Source organism: Candidatus Desulfolinea nitratireducens (genome assembly GCF_982879505.1).
In genome coordinates, this window is sequence record NZ_CEYOSI010000057.1 from 1 (window position 1) to 17,803 (window position 17,803).

Below are 17,803 nucleotides of genomic sequence, written 5' to 3' on the forward strand. Positions count from 1 at the left end.
CGATCAACTATTCAATTATTAAAGTGTCAGGTGGCTAGAGTTGTTTTATAGCTGAAGTTTCCTAAAAATCTTGATACCGTTTCAGGTTCCTTCACTGAAATATCAAACTCGTTGATCAGTGGATCACCTTGTAGAAGTTTGAGCCGTTCCAATTTGTCAATTCCAACAATGTGGCCCCAGAGCATCGTTTTTATATGATTCATTTTGATTTTGTTGGTTGATTTGTTATCAAACACAAGGCCGGAGTCAATGAGTTCAAAAATTCCATTAGTCTTTGCATTTTCAAACAGAAGAAATATGCCTGCATTTGATGTTAGATTTTTGGCTACAAAATCAATTTTATTGATCAGAATTAAGTCCCTTTTCGCTGTTGCTACTTTTTTTTACTTCAATTTTAACACGTAAGGAGGGAGTGAAAGTTTGCTGATCCAATCGCTTTTTCTTTCACCCATTGGGTGAAAACCAAACTTGACGAAACCTTTGAGTTTTCAGGCTGAATAGGTTGTTTTTGTGGGTTTTTTGATTAATTGACGTAGAATGCGGGGAATATATAAGATTCACAAAAGGACAGGCGAGCGTCTGTCCTTTTCATTTTTAATATGCCTTTTGCTACTTGACCCGCGACCCTTCCCGTTCTACAATTTATACATAAATGTCTGACAAATTGACATTTTCTTCTATTAACCCAAATCACCCTATTTTACGGAGATTCTGATGACCGATTTTCTTTTCCGCGGCTCATTGGCCGACCTCGACCCGGACGTTCACCAACTGACCGAGATCGAAGCCGAACGCCAGGTCCGCAAGCTGATCATGATCGCTTCTGAAAGCCAGGCCCCACTTGCTGTGCGCGAGGCCCTGGGATCCTCTTTCCATAATGTATACGCGGAAGGCTATCCCGACGAGGATACGCGCCAGATGACTGAGGGTGAAATTTTTGATTACCCAGCACGCCTGGGACATTACCGCCGTTATTCTGACCCGCGCTATTATAAGGGTGTCGAATATGCCGATACGATCGAGGCCCTTGCCCGACGACGGGCCGCCGAGGTTTTCGCCGCAAACGGGGTCACTGCCGACGAGATCTTCGTCAACGTGCAGGCGCTTTCAGGTGGCCCCGCCAATAACGCTGTTTACCATGCGCTGGTCAAACCCGGCGATACCGTGATGGGCATGGATCTGCTGCATGGCGGGCATCTCTCGCATGGTTCACATGTCAATCGCTCCGGGAAATACTACAATATCATCAGTTACGGGATCGATGCTGAGACCGAGAAGATCGACTACGATGTCGTCCGTGAATTGGCGCTTGAGCATAAACCAAAGATGATCATCGCTGGTTTCTCCTCCTATTCATGGGTGCCTGACTGGAAGAAATTCCGTGCGATCGCGGATGAGGTCGGCGCTTATCTGCTGACCGACATTTCCCATATCGGTGGCCTGACAGCGGCCGGGGTTGTCCCTTCACCGATCGGTATCGCGGATGTGGTGATGACGACCACGCATAAATCCCTGCATGGCCCTCGTGGCGCAATCCTGATGACCACCAGCCCAAAAATCTCGAGCGCCATCGACCGGGCCGTTTTCCCCGGCGAGCAGGGCGGACCCCATATCAATGTTTTTGCGGGACTTGCCACGGCTTTCAAAGTTGCCAAAACAGAGCAATATAAAAAACTCCAGCAATTGACGATCGACAACGCCATAGCGATGGTGGATCAATTCCAGAAACGCGGATTGAAGGTGCCTTTTGGTGGCACAGATTGCCATCTGATCAATCTTGATTGCACCACCATCAAAGGACCCGATGGGGCAACGCTGAGCGGTGATATGGCCTCCCGTATTCTTGATATTGCCGGATTGGTCGTCAACCGGAATACCATTCCCGGTGATACATCGGCGCTGGCACCCTCCGGGATTCGTCTCGGTACGCCCTGGATCACGCAGCGTGGTTTTGATGAGGCCAAATCCCGGGAATTGGCTGATGTCATCGCCGATGTACTGCTCGGCTGCCAACCCTATTTCATGGATGTGCCCAAGAAGCGCAAACCGCAACGCCGCGCGAATATCGATTTTGAATTGTTAAATGATGCCAAACTGCGCATCCGCAAATTGGCCCTTGCAGCAGGGATGGATTTTGAGCCGATCGACAGTGGCTATCCCCACTTTTATTATATTGATGATAAGGCCAAGGCCAAAGATGGCTGGGCTGTATATGACCTGAAAGGCAGACAGGTCCGGCAGGCACTGGATTATGCCCTCGGTGCTGATTTTTCCTCCCTGCGTAATAAAAAGAGTGCGCCGACCATCCTCCACACCCCGAATGGGATCGTAAAGGGAACCCTGACCCGGGTCACGAGCGAATCGTACCGTCTGAGCGTCCCGGAAGAAGAGGCCACCCTTGTTGCCACCTGGCTGCGGGATCTCTCGGATGGCTATGTCTCCCTGAATATCAGCAAAGACGGAAATTTCACCCCCAGCCGTGTGCCCGGGCCCTTCGTTGTGGCCGAATCGGATGCCAAGCCTGTAAAATGGAAGAAAGGCAGCAAAGAGATCGACAAGCCCTTCTTCCTCGGCATTAACCAGCTTGATGCAAAAACCCGCGAGGCGCTTCCCGATTTCAAATGGGAGGAACCCGCTGATCCGCCCCTCCAGCGCACCCCGATTTACGATGCACATAAGGAGCTGGGCGGCAAATTGATCCCCTTTGCAGGCTGGGAAATGCCGGTCTGGTATTCGAGCGTGGTGGAAGAGCATCATGCCACCCGTCAGGCTGCCGGTCTTTTCGACGTGGCCCATATGGGTGTTTACGATGTCCGCGGCGAAGATGCGGCCTCCTTCCTGGATACGGTCTGCGCCAACGATGTCGGCGGGCTTGCTCCCGGCAATTCGCTCTATTCTCATTTCCTGACCCCTGATGCCGAAGTGATCGACGATACCCTGATCTACAGACGCGGCTGGGATGATTATCTCGTGGTGGTGAATGCCTCCAATGATGATAAGGATTGCACCTGGCTGGAATCTGTCCGGGATGGGAAGGTCAAGATCGATAATGCCTATCCCTGGGTGCGGACCTTTGGGTATAACGCCGAGATCCGCAACCTGCGCGATCCCAAAGCTGGTTCCGCCATGCGGGTGGATATTGCCCTTCAGGGCCCCCGCTCGCGCGAGATCCTGCTCGCGATGGGCGTCGATGACGATACCCGCGCGAATATCATGAATCTCAAACGGACACAGCTCTGCGACGCAGTCGTCGGTCCTTCGACCCCCTCACGGGGACAGGCAGGCTCAGGAGAGCCATTCGACCTGATCGTCTCCCGCACCGGCTATACCGGCGAAGCAATGGCTTTTGAACTCTTCGTACATCCCGACCGTGCGGCTGAATTCTGGAACGCTGTCCTGAAAGCTGGCGCGCCATTCGGCGTCAAACCGATCGGTTTGGGCGCCCGCGATAGCCTGCGGACCGAATTTGGTCTGCCGCTTTACGGTCACGAAATGGGACTTGGTTCTGGTCAACTGGGCCAGCCCGATCTGGGCGTCGCCGAAGGCGGATTTGGCTCCTACGTCAAGACCTATAAACCCTATTTCATCGGACGCGAGGCCTATCTCGCCAATGAGAAAGAACGAAAGGGCGTTGTGGCGAGATTCACCTTCACCGAGAAGGGTGTTCGGATGGCCCATAACGGCGATCCCGTCCTGGATAAACGTGGCAAGGTCATCGGTTGGGTGACCTCCTGCGCCGTCGATGCGCAGGGCTACTTAACCGGCCAGGCCTATCTGCCGCTCAAATTTGCGGAGAAGGATACCCCGATCTTTATTTACCAGAGCGCGCCAAAGAAGGCCAGCCCGATTCCCGCCGAGATGAAAACCGGTGATAAGGCCACCCTTCCGAACGCGGCGGTGGTGGTTTCTAGATTTGCTAAACTATAAAACTGAATTTACCTTGAAGGGCACTTGTGCAAGCGGAGCGAAGCAATCTCCTCGAACATAAGACTGTTTCGGCGCAAAAGAAGCGCCTCGCAGAATCATAGAATAGAGAAGGCGGCAGCAAGGGGCTGCCGCCTTTTTTGGTTGGGTTCATGCTATAATTTTTCCGCGAGGTTAATATGAAAAAAGAAAAAATCTCCGTCCCTAAAGAAAAAATTATAGCATTTTGCCAACGTTGGGAAATCGTAGAGTTCTCCCTCTTTGGCTCTATTTTGCGTGATGATTTCAACGCGCAAAGTGACATAGATGTTTTGGTCGTCTTTGCAAAAAAAGCAGAAATCGGACTCTTTGAGATTGCCCAAATGCAAATCGAGTTAGAAGATATTTATGGACGCCCAGTTGACGTGGTTGAAAAAGACAGCTTGCGTAATCCTTATAGACGTGAAGAAATTCTGAAAACAGCACAGGTGCTTTATGCCGATTGAAAAGCAAAATTTAACGTATCTCTGGGATATGCGTGAAGCTGCTCGTGAGATTACAGAATTTATGAAAGGTATCTCTCACGCAAAATTTGAGAAAAACAAGCAACTACGCTATGCGATAGAACGGCAATTGACGGTCATTGGCGAAGCGGCAAATCATATTTCTGGAGAATTTCAGGAATCCCACGCTGATATTCCGTGGGCACAAATTATCGGCCAACGAAATGTCTTGGCGCATGATTACGGGACAATTATGACTGATCGGGTTTGGCATGCTGCAACAGTTAGCGTGCCAGAACTTTTGAAGGCTCTGGAGAAATTACTTCCTGATGATTAATAACTCTGCCGAATGCGGCGGTGGTGGTTTCTAGATTTGCTAAACTATAAAACTGAATTTACCCTGAAGGGCACTTGTGCGAGCGGAGCGAAGCAATCTCCTCGAACATAAGACTGCTTCGGCGCAAAAGAAGCGCCTCGCAGAATCAAATAAAAGAGAAGGCGGCAGCAGGGGGCTGCCGTCTAATTAATAGGATATGCATGTTAGTGTATTACAAAAGCACTCTGCTAAAATTATTCAGCTTGGTAAATATAATTAAAGACGATCCCTTTAAGCATGCTAACGAATTCTTAGAAATACAAGAAATATTAATAAAAAGAATATCCTATGTAGAACGACAAATTAGGCAAAACCGTAAAAGAATTAAAGAGTTAAAAGCCATCTTGGGCTCACCGGAAATTTGCCTAATTAAGAGTAAAGTTCGAGAGACAAAAATAAATATTGAAATTTTTCAAAGTCAGATTAAAAGCTATCAAGATATATTGATAATCTTTCGTTGGGTAGGAGATGCTCTTGCATTTTCACTCATTGATCGATGGAGCCTAAAGCCACTTGGTTTGAAAAAAGAATCTCCTGGTTTTATTTCTGGAAAAAAAGGGGCGAAACGCGAAAGGAAAATATTTAGAGCAATTCAAAAGAGACCAGATACATTGGCTCTTCTTAACGATCTAAGCAATTGTATGCGGCATGGCGATATTACTGTGTTTCATAACGCTATTCCTAGCACCGCCCCTCCTCTTATATTTGAAATAAAATCTCAAAAACGAGGTAATAAGAGAGAATTAAGACAAGCTGAAAAGATACAAAAAATATTAAATTATCTTGATAGGGATTACACGGATACACTATACGGATTAGATACCCCATTTACAAGACTTGCAACTACAACAAAAGGTGTTTTTTTTGTTGATGAAGTAAATGCTGTTCTTCAGAGTGGTCGAGTGCAGGGGAAATGCTATAGGGAAATAGAAAAAGGACTATATTATTTTTCTATTTCTAATCCTACTATTGAGAAAGTACGGGGGCTTATTGAGAAAATCGCAAAGCATTGCGTTGGGGAATTTATTGTGGGACAAGTCAACAAATACGTTTATAAGGATTTAGTATACTTTCCCCCCACATTATCAATTGTTGATCCTGAAACTTTATATCTCTTTTGTACAGGAGAGTTGATTCTTGGTGTTGTGTTAGATACTGGCGTAGTACAGAAAAAAATTGAATCTATGGGTTTTGGTGTTGAATTTTTACATGAAAAAGAAGAACCTTATCTTTTTATCGAAAAACCACAGCCTCCTCATAATCCTCCTGCCAAAATAGGTATAGGGAAACACCTTTTCAATAGGATTTTTGCCGAATTTATGAGTATGGATTGGCTGATTACAGAAACCATAGAAACTTTGAACGGTAAAATATCTGAGTTTCGTAACCTGCCCCCTAGTAAATTTGAACATATTGAATAATGGAGAAGAAAGCAATCCAATTTAACGACAATATCTACAAGGACCTCGCCGAGATGATCGAAATCTGGCACCATGAGCATCCCGATGACCAGACTGAAGTCCCCGTAGCGGATTAGCCCTACAGATTTTTACGAAAACAGATGGTTGGGCAATCGTCCAACTGTCTGTTTTTAAAATACTTGGTGGCTTATTGAATTTCCTTACTGAAACTTTTTTGTTTCTTATTGAAACTTTTTTGTTTCTTACTGAAACTTTTTGGTTTCTTACTGAAACTTTTTAGTTTCTCTACTGAAACATTCTGGTCTCACTACTGAAACTGTCGAGAACCAACCTGGAAGGCCAGCGTTTGGCAGGTGATAGAATCAAAAAAGGCCTTCCAGGATCACCCAAGTCTTGGAAGGCTTTTCCTTTTTTGGAGCATCGCACGGGGATTAATCCCCTGCTCAATTCATGGAAGCCCTGCCGGGCTAGAACCCAGTCCAACGGACTTTCATGCACTGAGCAGGTGGCTTTAGCCCCGCTCAATCCCTTAGCAAGACCTATCACGATCTTGGTGGTAAACCCTCTTAGGATATCCTTAGAAACTTATCTAAACATCTTTCAAAACATGCCTATACATCTTTGGAAACATATCTATACATCTTTTCAAACGCCTCTAGGCTCGTTTCAACCCCTTCCAGATATCCAATAGACCTCTTGCATAAGTGCTCCCGGCGGCGTCCCCGCCGCCGAGGACGGCGGCTAGAGCAGTGTCAAAAAGGGACTTTTTCAATAAGCCACCGTGGATTTCCCAAAATCCACGGTGGCTTATTGAAATTCCTTGGTGGCTTATTGAATTTCCTTACTGAAACTTTTTTGTTTCTTACTGAAACTTTTTAGTCACTCTACTGAAACCTTTTGATTTCTTACTGAAACTTTCTGGTCTAAAGAAAGGCATTCAATATCAGGCGATCTCCAGCGCATCTGTCAGCCAGGTGGTCACTTCCGCAGGAGTTGGAATGCGTCCAGCGCAGACAACAGTCTCGTTGATAACCAGTCCCGGCGTGGAGAGCAGATTGTATTCCATGATATCGTTGTAATCGGTCACTTTAATGACTTCCGCATCCAATGCCATTTCAGTAACCACCTTGCGGGTTATTTGCTCAACGCGTTTGCAATTTGCGCATCCTGAGCCAAGAACTTTGATTGTGAGCATAGGTTTCTCCATAATTAATTAGTGTACATTTTATGCAGCTAAAGCGGTCTTTTCGCTCTTGCGATTGACCAGCCACATGATCCCAGATAAAGCGATCAGAAAAACTGCCAGATAGAGTGCAACAAAACCAAGACCCGTTCCGTCCACCCAAAGCCCATAAAGGAGTCCAGCAAGCGTGCTGAAGAGTGCTACCCAGCCCACGTAAGTCCAGGCTTTGGTCTTCCCGATAATGGCAGCCGTGATCAGGATACTTTGCAGGCTGAGTTCGGGGTCTGAGATCAGGTAAGCCAACAAGGGGCCGCGATGCATACCCAGTGCGAGGAACATTTGCGCAATCGGCACTTCGACCAGCGTGGGGAAATACATGAATACGCCGAAGACTACGCCGATAAAATTTCCCAAGACCGTGTTTTGCCCGGCAACAGCCTGGATCCACTCGGGTTTGATCAATTCACGGATGATGCCAACGGCAAAAACACCTGCGATCAAGAGCGGGAAAATCTGCTTGACGAACTTCCATGACTCCCACAGGAAATCGCGTGTTTCTGCTTCAGTCAATTGGGTTTTAATCATCCAACCCAGTATGACAACAGATAGTAGTACCCCGAAAAACTTGCCCGTCAGGAGCAAAGTCAACCCATCACTGTGTGGAGCCATGCCAAGGGCAGCGATGAGCAAGGTTAGACCGACCAATCCGGTGGAAATCCAGGTCCAGATATTGAAACCTTCATGGATATGGTCAACGCCTTTCCAGGATGTCAATCCGATCAGGATCAACATCCCGATCAGGGTGGCGCCCTGGGCTGTCACCCCCTCTTCTCCCCGGGACGGATCGAAGGGGACCAAACGGGATAGAAAATCCTGGAAGGTGTCGATACCCTGGACAGGCAGGGAAATCTCCGCAAAGGTCTGCTTGAGAAAGTTGATCTGAAAGGTGCCAGTGATGAGCAGGGTGACCAAAACCAATAAGAATATGATCGCTGTGGGACGCATGGCAGCCTGCCCGGCGAACAATGCATCGGTAGCCTTGTCATGCTCGGCGTCTTCCTTGCGGAAAATAAGTGCCATGATAATGCCCACACCAACCCCAAAGGTCAGGGAGAGCAATAAACGGGCGATAGCCAGGTCCATGCCAAGGACGGTGCCGGTATACGATAAGGCCAGGATATTGACCGCAGGCGCGACAAAGAGGAAGGTGATCGCAGGTCCAAGACCAGCACCTTTTTTGTAGATACCTGCGAAAAGCGGAATGACTGTACAGGAGCAGACTGCCAGCAGGAAACCCGCTGCGGCAGCTGCGGGGTATGAAATGAACTTGGGGGTGTTCCGCCCCAGATAACGGGTGACTGTTTCTTTTGGGATCAGGGCTGTCATCGCTCCGGCGATGTAAAAAGCCGGCAGCAGGCACAAAAGTACATGTGCTGCCAAATATGCAGCCAGGTTGCCGAGACCGCTGTTGATGAGTTGCAGGGAATATCCTACTATATCCATAAAATCCTCTTACTCTTTTCCTCTATCCGATGAATTCCTGGAGGTGATATTTTCTTCCATCTTGCATTTTGGGCATTTGCAGTTGGAAGGATTTTGAATGGCAAGTGTATCGTCTTGTACGCCGGCAATCTCACCCGCTTTCTGGATAATCCCCACTATTTCGGGGTTTAGAAGTTGGTAATAAACATATTTACCTTCACGCCGCGAATTGATGATTTTTTGCTTTCGCAGAATCATTAATTGTTGTGAAATATAAGCCTGCCGCAACTCCAGTAAGGACTCGAGATGGCATACGCAGGCCTCTCCTGTGCCGATGGCGAGCAATATCTGCACGCGCACAGGATTACCTATGGTTGTTAGCAGGTTGCTAATTTGTGTGTAGAGTGTTATTGGTTGTTTCATATTCGAACTCTCGAATATATTCTACGACATATTCAGAAAATGGAATATGACAGATGTAATAACTTTAGGATGTCAAAGAGAAAGAAATAAGATTGGGAAGATTGTATTCATTGGGGAAGCCGTTAAGATAAAGCCATCAATAGCAAGACCCATAACGATTTTGCCGCACAGGCCCGCATCCGAGTGGGGTATGGGAAGGTGACTGTCATCTCAAAGATGACAGTCACCTTTTTTGAAAGGATCAAAAAAACCTACCGAGGGGGAAGTCTCGGAAGGTTTTTGCTTTTTCTTGAGAAAGCCAGTAAGATAAAGTCCCTGCTAAAAAAGGAGAAGCTCATGCCCAAAATCGAATTCAACGGCAAGACCTATCATGATATCGCCGAAATGCCCGCCACTGAGCGGCAGGCCTACGAGCAGTTGATGGCGGCCTTCAAGGATGAAAATCAGGACGGCATCCCCGATATCTTTCAGGGGGATGTGGTCAGCAATATCATCAAAGCCGCTTCCACCAATGTCCTTGTGGACGGGAAGCATGTCAGTGGATTGAGTCAGATGACTCAAGAGCAGCGCATCAATTTGGAGAAAGGCATGTCCATGCTCAAGAAGCTGGGGGTCATCTCGGAGATGCCCGATTTTGAGAGCAGATTGCACCCCTCCCATCCGGAGGCAAGGCCTGTTTGGGATGAGACCGAGCTCCGAAAATCGAAACCGCTCTCCCAGCAAAAATCTGCGATCCAGATGGGTGGAGGCGGTTCCCGTTTGATCCTTATCGCTATTGCCCTGGTCAGCTTGCTTGTTTGCGGGACGGGTGCATTTTTCTTTTTTCTTTCAGGATAGAGGGGTACTATGAGCAAGCAGATATTGGTTTTGAAAAGCAGCCCGCGTGAAAATGGAAATAGCAATGCATTGGCCGATCAATTGGTGGGCGGAGCCAAAGAAATGGGCGCCGATGTTGAGTGCCTGTCGATCCATGATATGAACATCCAGCCCTGCGATGCCTGTGATGTCTGTCAGGAGACCGGTGTATGCATCGTCAAGGATGATATGCAGAAGGTCTATCCATTGCTGGAGAAAGCGGATGCGATTGTCCTTGCCAGCCCGATCTATTATTTCACGATCAATGCCCAGGCCAAGGCGGTAATTGACCGTTTATATGCCCTCGAAACGGAGCAGGGCAATAGTCTGGGCGGCAAGGAGATCGGCATCATCCTGACCTATGGTGATACAGATTTGCATAATTCCGGCGGGATCAACGCGATCCGCACCCTCGAGGATACCTTCCGCTATATTGGGGCGAAGATCGTTGGAATCGTCCATGGCACAGCAGATGGGGTCGGGGATGCGGAGAAAGATCCTGAACTGATGAAGCGCGCCTTCAATTTGGGGCAAAAACTGGCCGAAGCTTAATCTTGCTGGATTAATTGTAAAAGGACGCCCGTCAGCATGTTGAAATTTAATGATCCCACCACAGAAATTATCAGACAGCGCTTTTCATGCCGGGACTACAGCCGGGAACCGGTCAAGGCCTGGAAACGGGAGCAACTTCAGGCCTATATCGAGGCGTTGCCACCCGGGCCCTTCGGAACGCGTCCGCGCTTTGACTTGCTGGCCGCCACTGAAATGGATAGTAAATCCCTGCGTGGGCTGGGGACCTATGGCTTCATCAAAAATCCGTCTGCCTTTATCGTGGGCGCGATGAGCCCGGCAGAATATGATCTTGAAGACTTCGGGTACCTGATGGAATCCATCATCCTGGTTGCCACCAGCCTCGATCTGGGGACTTGTTGGCTGGGCGGCACATTTACCAAAAGCAGATTTGCCAAAAAAATAAATTTATCTACCAATGAGACCATGCCAGCAGTAACTTCGTTGGGTGAATATATCGTCTCCGGACAAGAACGTCAGGGAGTGGCCAGCCGAACCGCAGGCTCTGATCGGCGTCTGCCCTGGGAAAGGCTCTTCGCCAACATCAATCTGGAAATGCCCTTATCGCAAAGCGAAGCTGCAGAATATGCCACCGCGCTGGAAATGGTGCGCGTGGGACCTTCAGCTTCCAACAAGCAGCCCTGGCGGATCCTCAAGCATAATCAGTTCTGGCGCTTCTATTTGCAGCGTACGCCCGGTTATCGCAGGGACCTGATCAAGCGGATTCTTGATCTGTGTGACCTGCAGCGCCTGGATATGGGCATTGCCATGTGTCACTTTGAGTTGACGGCGAAAGAGTTGGGCCTGGGAGGAAAATGGGTCATGGAGGATGAATTCGACAAAACTCCCGATGAGCTGACCGAATATATTGTCAGTTGGGAAAACCTGAATTAAGTAAAAATGAAATTCTGGCATAAGAACCTATCCTGAAATTCTTTTGTAGTAACGGCTTCAGCCGTAAAGAGCGACTAAAGTCGCCACTACGGGATATTTTTAGGATGGATATCAAATTGAAAAGAGAGAAATATGGCATATTTTTATCTGGCCCTGGCAATCGCAGCAGAAATGGTAGCAACGGGCGCATTAAAGGCCTCAGAAGAATTTACTAAACTGATTCCCAGCATGATTGTTGTCATTGGATATGGGGTGGCTTTTTATTTTATGACTCTGGTGCTACGAACGATACCAATCGGGATCACATACGCAATCTGGTCTGGCATCGGCATTGTTTTGATCGCTATTCTTGGGGCAATTTTTTATAAGGAAATCCCGGATTTACCTGCCATTATCGGGATGGGGTTGATCGTAGCTGGTGTGATTGTGATCCATCTTTTCTCAAAGACGATCAGTCACTAATAATCTGGTATCCAGAAAAGAAAGGTATCTCCAAATGACCAACCTTATTCCTGTGATCATCCTTGCCGGGATCGGCGGTATTGCCATAACTTTACAGGCTCAATTTATGGGCATGATGGATAAGAGTATTGGCACCCTCGAAAGCGTCTTTATTACCTATGGGACTGGCGGCTTATTGATCGGTCTTGCGATGCTCCTTAGCCGGGATGGAAATCTCTCAGCCTGGAGGAGTGTCCCCTGGTACGCCTTAACTGCTGGCGTGCTCGGCCTGATCATCGTTGGCACAATCGGATACAGCACTCCCCGCCTGGGGTTGGTTACCACCCTGACGATCCTGATTGCTTCGCAGTTCATTGTCGGCGCATTACTGGATCAATTTGGGATACTTGGCGCAGAGTTACGTCCGCTCAGCCTGACCCGGTTGGCCGGGATCGGTGTGTTGCTTTTCGGGGTTTGGTTAATTATTCGCTGAGCGAATGCTTGCATTTTCTGTTTGGGTGCGATCCTGCTGGAAATCTTTCTGCTCAATACTTTACGCTGCTCATATCATCCCCAACAAAGTCCGGCAGGGTGGTATGCCCGTGATTCTGACGTACAGCCTGGATCTCCCCAATATGATACCAATAATGGAAGATGATCCGTAAGAGCAATGTGCCAATATCTTCCTGCCACTCTTTATCTCTCCAGGCGTATTTTTGATCCAAATCAGCTGCAGTGATCGTATCCAGGTATTCATCCGTTGCCGCGATGATCTGCTGCCAGGTTTCCAGGATTTCATCCCAGGGGGGTGTGCTGGCAGGTTTACCGTATCCAACCAGATTATTTAGATCTGGCGCAATATTTTTCCCCTGTGCCAATTTAATCCAATAACCGTGCTCCTGATTCGCCAGATGTCCCACCATCCAGCTGATGGAATTCATCGGCATAAAGCGGTGTTCAGCCTCCTCAGTGGTCAACCCTTCCAGACCCCGCATCAACTCGCTGCGGGCAAAACGTAATTGTGTGACCAGTGGATGTGTCATCGTATCTCCTATTCACCTCTCTTAAAAAAGCGACGTACGTCGCTGCTACTCTTGATTACCGCTATAGTTCGTTAATTTTATCTTGGTAAAACGTCCCGCAGGTTCTCATTTTTCAGGTCCTTGAGCAACATGAACCTGCGGGACGATCATAACCAATATTCAACCGCCTATTTCTACAAAGATGTTATTGCTGATCGCTGGCCCAACCACAAATTCACGGTCGTCAACTTTGATACTTATATTTCCGTCGAAGGGAGAGTGGGCGCTGATCGATAGATCTGCACCGGGAATAAGCCCGAGCTCATCCAGGTGACGCAATAAAGCGGGATCAATGGCATTCACGCGGATGATGGTCGCATCCTGTGGTGGGCGCAGTGATGAAAGCGGTGTGCTGTCATCGTCGGGCATTTGCAGATCGGCACCCGGGATAAGTTCTCCATGTGGGTCACGAGTGGGATGTCCGAGAGCGGCTGCCATTCGGGTTTCGAAGTCTTCCGAGATGACATGTTCGAGACGACAGGCCTCCTCGTGGACTTCGTCCCAGGAAAATCCCAGCGTCTGCACCAACCAGGTTTCCAGCAGGCGATGATGGCGGATAATTTCCAGTGCGGCGCGTTGACCTTCTTTGGTAAGCGTTGCCCCCTGGTGTTTGCGGTAGTCAACCAAAGGAGGGGTTGCAGAAGCTAATTTCTGCACCATACCGGTGACCGAGGCCGGTGCGATCCCCAGCCGGGTTGCCAGGTCGTTGGTGCTGGCAGAGGCACCCTGCTCGGTCAGTTCGTAGATATTTTTCAGATAATCCTGCGTGGATTGAGAAATGCCTTTGGTCATTGTTTTCATTACTTAATCAGCAATCCAGTCACCCAGAGTAGCATCATCCCCGTCAGTACTCCTGAGAAAACGGTCATCGGCATCGGTTGCTTATCCGTATCCTTCTGAATTAATTTGGCAATTTCATAGACAACTTCGAAAATGGCTCCTGTGCCAACAGCCAGGAATAATGTTGCCAGTGTTGGAGAAGGTGAAAAACCGCCAATCCATGCACCCAAAATAGCTGGCGCCCCGCCGATCAATCCCAACCATATCAGTGAGCGGATGTCAGGTCTGTCGCGCAGGACGGGGGCAATGATGCCCAATCCCTCGGTGATATTCTGGATGATAAAACCCACCACCAAAAATGTGCCCAAAGCGATCTCTCCAATATTATAGGCCGCTCCGATGGCGAGTCCTTCGCCAAGGTTATGGATACCGATCCCGATTGCGATCATATAGGCCAGAGAGAGACGTTTTTCGGATTCGTTACGTCCGGTGCGACTTTCTTTTTTGGAGATAGCATCCAGGAGCAGGAAGGTTGCCACCGCGCCGATGCCGACCAGGCCAGTCCCCTGAAATGAACCGGGTGCATGCGCCGCATTTTCCAAGGCTTCAATCAGCGTATCCAGGCCCAGAAAGATCAGCAACCCGGCAGTGATGGCCATTAAAAATATCATCCAGCGTCGGCTAAGCAGGCGCAGAGCCGGGAACCAGAAGATGCCCAGGAAAACCGGAATGACGCCAACGTACAAGCCGATCAGCGCAAAGCTCCAGAAAGTGCTGCTGCTTGGTTTGGGTGTACTGAATGCGACCGGGATCTCTACATCAAAGGCAACTGCGTTGGATGTGAAAAGGGTGATGCCATAGGCCTCGCCATATACCCAGGGATACTCAAGGTGGATCGTGCCTTGGCCGAGACGTGGAATTGTATTGCTGGGAGAAACGCTAAAGGGCCAGACGGCGTCATTGATGATGAGGGTCGAGATATTGAGCGCTTCCGGCCCGGCATTGCGGACGTAGATTTCGATCTCGGATGGGCTGAGGGTGTAACGTTCAATATTCAGGTCTTCAACCGGTGCTGCGGATTTAAGATCCAGCCCGCCACCGGTGCTAAGAAATAGGAAGATCACTCCGGCCAAAAGAATGATCGGAAGCAGTAGCAGGCCAAAGGTTCGGATGGTGAATCGGTTTGTTTTTTCTTCAGTCATATCACACCTTTAAGGGATAACTTCGAACATGCCGGTCCAGCCCAATTCTGCAAATTCGGTATTGTGGGCATGGAACATGTACATGCCGGGGAATTTATAGCTGAACTCAATAATCCCGCGCTGGGCCTGGGTTTGCATGATGGTGTCGGTAAATTCAGCGGGCGTCAGGCTTGTTCCCGTGGGGTAGTAGTTGAAAAAATTGGCATGTAAGTGGAAGGAGTTGATCAGGTCGAACTCCAGAATATTGACCAGGTAAATGCGCACGGTTTCGTTCACCTTGATCTGGATGGGATTTATTTGATAATGGAAAGGAATCCCATTGACGGCATAAAAGTCGTTTGTATTGTCAAAGTCAATGTCGAAGCCATGCATGACCATGATCATTTCTTGGTCAACCGGGGGGCGGCCACCTTTTGGGTCGACAATAAAAGCGCCATAGAGACCTTTGGCAACATGCCGGGCCAGCGGGAAAACATGGCAGTGATAGAGATGGATACCGAAGGGATCGGCGTCAAATTCGTAGACGAATGATCCCCCCGGCGCAACGGACCCGCCCGGGCCTGTTCCCGGGACCCCATCCATTTCTACAGGATGGACGCCGTGGAAGTGCATGGAGTGTGGATGATCACTGCCGTTGATGAAGTTGATCCGGATCCGGTCTCCTTCGGTGCAGCGGATGGTTGGGCCGGGGATGCGCCCGTTATATGTCCAGGCTGGGAATTCGATCCCGGGCACGACTTCAATATTTTGATTGGCCGCGAGAATTTCATATTCACGCAGGGTTTGGCCGTTCGGGAGAGTGGACACCACGCCGTAGTCAAAATCGCTTAGCAGGTCGGTTGGATTAAAACGATTTGCTTTGTGATCGACTTCGCCGACAACGCCCGGGCCAAAGTCGTCGCTATGCGGTATCTGCGGCATAGGTGTTTTGGTGGATGCTGATACATTTTTGGATTTGATTGATCCCATGCCAGCTGCACCGGCAAGGGCCACGCCGCCTAATTTGAGAAAATCTCTTCTTGATAATTTGGAATTCATCTTACTCCTTGCTGCTAAAATAATATTTAGGTATGCCTAAATATTCTAACATAAGATGTATTATGTTACAATCAGGTAAAATTAGTCCGGTTTAGTCCAAGAACTGATACCCTGTCCACAAACGCCATCTTTTTCCCTGACAGATGGCGTTTTCCATTTAGGAGAAAATAAAAAATGAAAATAACCAAAAATACAAAGGTCGCAGATATTCTCAAGGAATATGGTGATATCGCCGATGTGATGGAAGTCTTTGGGATCAAAAGAGTCGGTCGTTACTCCATCCGCGCGCTGGCTGCCAAAGCGGTCACAGTCGAATGGGCGGCACGGATCCACCGCGTACCCTTGGATGAATTTCTTGAAATTCTGGAGAAGGCTGTCTCATCCACAAAAGAAAAAACCCAGCCCAATCAAGCAGCAAAGAAGGGATAATAGAATATGACTGGAAACAACGTAAAAAGAATATCCTGGGACAAGAGCGTGGTAACCTTGTCCCTTCTGCTGTTCCTTTTTGCGCTTCCCCACACCCTGGAAGATTTTGCGACGGGTGAACCTGCCAAAGCGGGAGTGCCGGTATTTGTTCTGGCCTATGTGATTGCGGGGATCTTTGCTTTACAGGGATTGGGCTTGTTCTGGCTTGGCCGCCAGTTACGCCGAGGGTTTGTCATCCATATCTTTTTGGGTTTATTCTGGCCGATTGCCGCAGGCGCAGCCCAACTCCCGACGATTCTCTCAGAAAACCCTTATCGCTCAGGTTTTATTTCCGTGTTTTTTGTGGGTGGCATGATCGTGATTGGGGTACTTCTCTTCCTTATGTCAATATTGGCACTACGAGCAGATCGCTCCCAGTAGCTTTATGGATGAAACACAGGAGTAAAATATGTCAAAAAAACTGATATTGCTCATCGTTCTGACTGTTATATTTTTGGCAAGTTGCGGGGGCAATCTTGATTCCCCACCGCTTGTCTATCTGGTGGCAGATGGTGATCTGGTGGACGGTTTTCAGAGTTCCTATTGCTGGGATCAAGGCGTCGGGGCTACGATTTGCGTGGATACAATTGAACCCTATTTTGATGAGACAACCCACCTGCCCGCAAACGCTCCGATCCGTTTTCAATTTGATACCCCTCTCCCCAACGAAGTCAAGATTTCGATCAGTGAAGAACTCTTTGGGGAAACCATCTTTTCAGAGAGCCTGTCTCCAGCTGAGATTATCGATTGGTCTCCGGCGGTTCCTCCCGGCGAATATGTCATCGATATCCATGTCAGTTGGAAGCAGGGCGCGGTCGCGTACTGGTTCAGCATCGTGATTGAGTAAGTTTCAATAAGATGAGTGGCTTTATTCCACCCTTATTACCACGTCATTGCAAGGCAGTTCTATCGCCGAAGCAATCTCCTTCTTGAGGAGGGGAGATTGCTTTGCAAAAGCAGCTCGCAATGACAGAGATAAATTTCGCAAAATCTTCAAAATTTCTATCCCCGCCGCAGGCGGACTGCATATTCCGAAAAATTGCCCCTTCGAGTAAAGATTTTTCTAAGGTATTGGACCTTGTAGCAGCCACGTGTGTTCTGTGAAGAATAAATAGGAATAAACTAAGCTTTACAATGTACTTTTTTTGAGGAGGTAGATGATGAAAGGTGCTTTGATTGGTC

20 protein-coding genes and 1 pseudogene are annotated in these 17,803 nt (G+C 48.4%); 12 read left to right on the top strand and 9 right to left on the bottom strand.

Annotation, left to right across the window (positions count from 1 at the left end; all coding sequences use genetic code 11):
- Nucleotides 1-38 precede the first annotated feature (38 nt).
- Nucleotides 39-350: pseudogene (locus tag AC3DOM_RS06925) on the bottom strand (IS1380 family transposase); the annotation flags it as partial.
- A 364-nt stretch (nucleotides 351-714) separates the two neighbouring features.
- On the opposite strand from AC3DOM_RS06925, the gene AC3DOM_RS06930 reads away from it, so the two are divergent.
- The 4 genes from AC3DOM_RS06930 to AC3DOM_RS06945 all read left to right on the top strand — a co-directional run bounded on the left by AC3DOM_RS06930 (nucleotide 715) and on the right by AC3DOM_RS06945 (nucleotide 6,203).
- Nucleotides 715-3,927, top strand: a complete 3,213-nt coding sequence (locus tag AC3DOM_RS06930) for a serine hydroxymethyltransferase (RefSeq protein WP_487918304.1) — start codon at nucleotides 715-717, stop codon at nucleotides 3,925-3,927.
- Between the two features lie 176 nt (nucleotides 3,928-4,103).
- Nucleotides 4,104-4,409 (top strand): nucleotidyltransferase family protein, encoded by a 306-nt coding sequence (locus AC3DOM_RS06935; protein WP_487918305.1) that lies wholly within the window; start codon nucleotides 4,104-4,106, stop codon nucleotides 4,407-4,409.
- Nucleotides 4,399-4,743, top strand: coding sequence for a HepT-like ribonuclease domain-containing protein (locus AC3DOM_RS06940; RefSeq protein ID WP_487918306.1), 345 nt, complete (start codon nucleotides 4,399-4,401; stop codon nucleotides 4,741-4,743). The genes AC3DOM_RS06935 and AC3DOM_RS06940 overlap by 11 nt, the downstream gene beginning before the upstream one ends.
- A 242-nt stretch (nucleotides 4,744-4,985) precedes the next feature.
- A complete protein-coding gene (locus AC3DOM_RS06945; protein ID WP_487918307.1) occupies nucleotides 4,986-6,203 on the top strand; it encodes a hypothetical protein in 1,218 nt (405 codons plus the stop codon).
- 943 nt (nucleotides 6,204-7,146) lie between these two features.
- Here AC3DOM_RS06945 and AC3DOM_RS06950 read toward each other — a convergent pair.
- From AC3DOM_RS06950 to AC3DOM_RS06960, 3 genes are read right to left on the bottom strand one after another with little or no spacing between them, the layout of a single operon-like run.
- On the bottom strand, nucleotides 7,147-7,398 hold the full coding sequence (locus tag AC3DOM_RS06950) for a thioredoxin family protein (protein WP_487918308.1): 252 nt from the start codon (nucleotides 7,396-7,398) through the stop codon (nucleotides 7,147-7,149).
- A 30-nt stretch (nucleotides 7,399-7,428) separates the two neighbouring features.
- Nucleotides 7,429-8,889 (bottom strand): permease, encoded by a 1,461-nt coding sequence (locus tag AC3DOM_RS06955; protein WP_487918309.1) that lies wholly within the window; start codon nucleotides 8,887-8,889, stop codon nucleotides 7,429-7,431.
- Between the two features lie 9 nt (nucleotides 8,890-8,898).
- Nucleotides 8,899-9,291 carry an ArsR/SmtB family transcription factor gene (locus AC3DOM_RS06960; protein ID WP_487918310.1) on the bottom strand — a complete coding sequence of 131 codons (393 nt, stop codon included), beginning with the start codon at nucleotides 9,289-9,291 and terminating at the stop codon, nucleotides 8,899-8,901.
- Nucleotides 9,292-9,627: 336 nt separating this feature from the next.
- Here AC3DOM_RS06960 and AC3DOM_RS06965 point away from each other — a divergent pair, with 336 nt between their 5' ends.
- From AC3DOM_RS06965 to AC3DOM_RS06985, 5 genes are all read left to right on the top strand, one after another.
- A complete protein-coding gene (locus tag AC3DOM_RS06965) occupies nucleotides 9,628-10,128 on the top strand; it encodes a hypothetical protein (protein ID WP_487918311.1) in 501 nt (166 codons plus the stop codon).
- A 9-nt stretch (nucleotides 10,129-10,137) separates the two neighbouring features.
- Nucleotides 10,138-10,698 carry a flavodoxin family protein gene (locus tag AC3DOM_RS06970; protein ID WP_487918312.1) on the top strand — a complete coding sequence of 187 codons (561 nt, stop codon included), beginning with the start codon at nucleotides 10,138-10,140 and terminating at the stop codon, nucleotides 10,696-10,698.
- Between the two features lie 36 nt (nucleotides 10,699-10,734).
- Nucleotides 10,735-11,610 (top strand): nitroreductase family protein, encoded by an 876-nt coding sequence (locus AC3DOM_RS06975; RefSeq protein ID WP_487918313.1) that lies wholly within the window; start codon nucleotides 10,735-10,737, stop codon nucleotides 11,608-11,610.
- Between the two features lie 132 nt (nucleotides 11,611-11,742).
- On the top strand, nucleotides 11,743-12,072 hold the full coding sequence (locus AC3DOM_RS06980; RefSeq protein WP_487918314.1) for a DMT family transporter: 330 nt from the start codon (nucleotides 11,743-11,745) through the stop codon (nucleotides 12,070-12,072).
- Between the two features lie 34 nt (nucleotides 12,073-12,106).
- On the top strand, nucleotides 12,107-12,544 hold the full coding sequence (locus AC3DOM_RS06985) for a DMT family transporter (RefSeq protein WP_487918315.1): 438 nt from the start codon (nucleotides 12,107-12,109) through the stop codon (nucleotides 12,542-12,544).
- Nucleotides 12,545-12,596: 52 nt separating this feature from the next.
- Here AC3DOM_RS06985 and AC3DOM_RS06990 read toward each other — a convergent pair whose 3' ends face one another.
- The 4 genes from AC3DOM_RS06990 to AC3DOM_RS07005 all read right to left on the bottom strand — a co-directional run bounded on the left by AC3DOM_RS06990 (nucleotide 12,597) and on the right by AC3DOM_RS07005 (nucleotide 16,153).
- On the bottom strand, nucleotides 12,597-13,094 hold the full coding sequence (locus AC3DOM_RS06990; protein WP_487918316.1) for a DinB family protein: 498 nt from the start codon (nucleotides 13,092-13,094) through the stop codon (nucleotides 12,597-12,599).
- 159 nt (nucleotides 13,095-13,253) lie between these two features.
- A complete protein-coding gene (locus AC3DOM_RS06995) occupies nucleotides 13,254-13,925 on the bottom strand; it encodes a metal-dependent transcriptional regulator (RefSeq protein WP_487918317.1) in 672 nt (223 codons plus the stop codon).
- An 8-nt stretch (nucleotides 13,926-13,933) separates the two neighbouring features.
- On the bottom strand, nucleotides 13,934-15,115 hold the full coding sequence (locus tag AC3DOM_RS07000) for a ZIP family metal transporter (RefSeq protein WP_487918318.1): 1,182 nt from the start codon (nucleotides 15,113-15,115) through the stop codon (nucleotides 13,934-13,936).
- Nucleotides 15,116-15,124: 9 nt separating this feature from the next.
- A complete protein-coding gene (locus AC3DOM_RS07005) occupies nucleotides 15,125-16,153 on the bottom strand; it encodes a multicopper oxidase domain-containing protein (RefSeq protein WP_487918319.1) in 1,029 nt (342 codons plus the stop codon).
- A gap of 174 nt (nucleotides 16,154-16,327) precedes the next feature.
- Here AC3DOM_RS07005 and AC3DOM_RS07010 point away from each other — a divergent pair, with 174 nt between their 5' ends.
- From AC3DOM_RS07010 to AC3DOM_RS07020, 3 genes are read left to right on the top strand one after another with little or no spacing between them, the layout of a single operon-like run.
- Nucleotides 16,328-16,582 (top strand): DUF1858 domain-containing protein, encoded by a 255-nt coding sequence (locus tag AC3DOM_RS07010; RefSeq protein WP_487918320.1) that lies wholly within the window; start codon nucleotides 16,328-16,330, stop codon nucleotides 16,580-16,582.
- Nucleotides 16,583-16,588: 6 nt separating this feature from the next.
- Nucleotides 16,589-17,002: a hypothetical protein gene (locus AC3DOM_RS07015; protein ID WP_487918321.1), complete on the top strand. Its 414-nt coding sequence runs from the start codon at nucleotides 16,589-16,591 to the stop codon at nucleotides 17,000-17,002.
- A gap of 28 nt (nucleotides 17,003-17,030) precedes the next feature.
- Complete coding sequence (locus tag AC3DOM_RS07020; RefSeq protein ID WP_487918322.1) at nucleotides 17,031-17,468, top strand: hypothetical protein; 438 nt, start codon at nucleotides 17,031-17,033, stop codon at nucleotides 17,466-17,468.
- A gap of 43 nt (nucleotides 17,469-17,511) precedes the next feature.
- Here AC3DOM_RS07020 and AC3DOM_RS07025 read toward each other — a convergent pair.
- Nucleotides 17,512-17,803 (bottom strand): hypothetical protein (locus AC3DOM_RS07025; protein WP_487918323.1); only part of this gene is annotated, 292 nt, incomplete at its 5' end.